The organism is Streptomyces niveiscabiei (assembly GCF_001419795.1).
GTDB classification, from domain to species: domain Bacteria; phylum Actinomycetota; class Actinomycetes; order Streptomycetales; family Streptomycetaceae; genus Streptomyces; species Streptomyces niveiscabiei.
In genome coordinates, this window is sequence record NZ_LIRL01000908.1 from 1 (window position 1) to 2,035 (window position 2,035).

Below are 2,035 nucleotides of genomic sequence, written 5' to 3' on the forward strand. Positions count from 1 at the left end.
CCCCGAGCCGGCCGCCCGCGCACACCTCGTGGAGGGCGGCGCGGGCGGCCGGCTCGGGGAGGGCGTTGAGGCGGGCCAGGCCCGGGGGTGGGGTCGTCACGGCGTCAGCTAACGCCGCCGCGCCGACGTTCGTCAACAGTTTGTTGAAAATTCTGGGTTACGCGCGCCCGGTCCCCTGCGGTGCGCCCAGCTCGCATGCGGTGCACGCGCCCGGCTCGCGGCAAAGGCGCAGTAACCGATTTCAGGCGCCTTTCTCCCGGTTCAGGTAGTTGTAGACCGTGAACCGACTCACCCCGAGCGCGCTCGCCACCGTCTCCACCCCGTGCCGCACCGCGAACGCCCCCCGCGCCTCCAGCGTCCGCACGATCTCCTGCTTCGCCTTGCGGTCGAGTTGTGCCAGCGGTTTCCCGAGTTTTCTCTCCATCGCGGCGAGGATGTGGTCAAGGGAGTCGGCGAGCTGCGGGAGGCGTACGGCTACGGCATCGGCGCCGGACCAGGTGAGGACGACGTCGTCGGGGCCCGCCTCGTCGGCCGGGACCAGCTCGCCGCCGATCGCGTCGACCAGGGGTTTCACGGCCGTGATGAAGTCGCCGGAATCGCTCACAGCGGGGTCGCTCACGCCCCCTCCCCGGAAAACTCCCCGGCACTCTCCCCTGCGCTCTCCCCGGCCTTGTCCCCGAGGACGTTGACCTGGAGCGAGACGCGGGTGGCACCGGCCTCCAGCGCCTCGCGCAGCACGGCGTCCACGGCGTCGAGCACAGCCTGCGCGCCGCCCTCCGCGGTGTTGCCGAACGGGCCCACGTCGACGGCGTCCAGCCCCGCCGCGTCCAGCGCCTCACGCGCCGCGAGCGCGTGGGCGGGGACCTCGTCGAGGTCGAAGGGCTCGGTCGTGAACTCCACTCTCAATCGCACGCGCTCAACCTAACGCGCCCCGGCGCCCACGCGGCAGCCCTCACTTGGGGCGCCTGCGCCGGGCCCGCTGTTTCGGTGCCGCCGGGTCGCGTACGACGGCGGGTGCCGGGCCCGTCCGGTGGCCCGTGCAGCGCGGACACCAGTAGCCGATGCCGCCCGGGTAGAACTTCCAGCCCATCTCGGCGATGTAGGGAACCGCCTTCCCCGACTCGTGCATGATGTGGCCCATCAGGTCCTGCTCGATGTCGGGGCCCGGTTCCGTGATGACCAGCTCGAAGACCGCGCGTGCCTCGCAGTCGCGGCGGTCGCAGCGCAGGTAGAAGCGCACGGGGCCGGGTGCCTTGCCGTCGGTCATCAGACTCATGCGTCCACTGTCCCGGACGGGGGCGGGCGCCCGCAGGGGGTTGCCGAGGCCGCCCGGAAACCGCCGGACCCGTACTCCATGTGCCAGAATCCCTCTTCCGGCATACGAAACACTTCGGTACGTCCCTGAAGGTGTCGATGAGCTTCCCCGACCGGCGGTACACCGTCAACGTCTCGATCCTCTTCACCCACCTCCCCCTCCTCGAACGCCCGGCGGCCGTCGCCGCAAACGGTTTCAGCAACGTCGAGCTGTGGTGGCCGTGGCCCGACACCCCGACGCCCGACCCCGCCGAACTCGACGCCCTGCGCGGGGCGATCACCGACGCCGGCGTCCGCCTCACCGGCCTCAACTTCTACTCCGGCCGCCTCCCCGGCCCCGACCGGGGCGCCCTCTCCCTCCCCGGCGCCGAGTCCGACCGCTTCCGCGCCAACGTCGACGTCGCCGCCGACTTCGCCGGTTCCCTGGGCTGCGCCACCCTCAACGCGCCGTACGGCAACCGGGTCGAGGGCGTCGACCCCGCCGAACAGGACGCCCTGGCCCTGGAGAACCTCGCGTACGCCGCCCGCGCCGCGCACCGCGTGGGCGCGACCCTCCTGATCGAGGCCCTCAACCGGGTCGAGTCCCCGAAGTACCCCCTGCTGAGCGCCGAGTCCGCGGTGGAGGTCGTACACCGGGTCAACTCCCTTACAGGACTGGACAACGCACGCTTCCTGATGGACCTCTACCACCTCGGCGTGAACGGCGCCGACGTCCCGGCCG

The 2,035-nt window shown here is 71.8% G+C and carries 4 protein-coding genes; 1 reads left to right on the plus strand and 3 read right to left on the minus strand.

What is annotated here, in order from left to right; genetic code table 11:
- Nucleotides 1-241: 241 nt before the first annotated feature.
- Genes AOK24_RS36725 through AOK24_RS36735 form a run of 3 tightly spaced genes read right to left on the minus strand, consistent with a single transcriptional unit; the run spans nucleotide 242 to nucleotide 1,276 of the window.
- Nucleotides 242-604 (minus strand): helix-turn-helix domain-containing protein, encoded by a 363-nt coding sequence (locus AOK24_RS36725; protein WP_055724287.1) that lies wholly within the window; start codon nucleotides 602-604, stop codon nucleotides 242-244.
- A gap of 11 nt (nucleotides 605-615) precedes the next feature.
- Entirely contained in the window at nucleotides 616-912 is a 297-nt protein-coding gene (locus AOK24_RS36730) for a YkoF family thiamine-binding protein (protein WP_055724285.1), read from the minus strand.
- A 40-nt stretch (nucleotides 913-952) separates the two neighbouring features.
- Complete coding sequence (locus AOK24_RS36735; protein WP_055724286.1) at nucleotides 953-1,276, minus strand: hypothetical protein; 324 nt, start codon at nucleotides 1,274-1,276, stop codon at nucleotides 953-955.
- A gap of 137 nt (nucleotides 1,277-1,413) precedes the next feature.
- Between AOK24_RS36735 and AOK24_RS36740 the strand changes: the two genes are divergently transcribed.
- A partial coding sequence (locus tag AOK24_RS36740; protein ID WP_055724288.1) for a TIM barrel protein occupies nucleotides 1,414-2,035 on the plus strand: 622 nt, incomplete at its 3' end.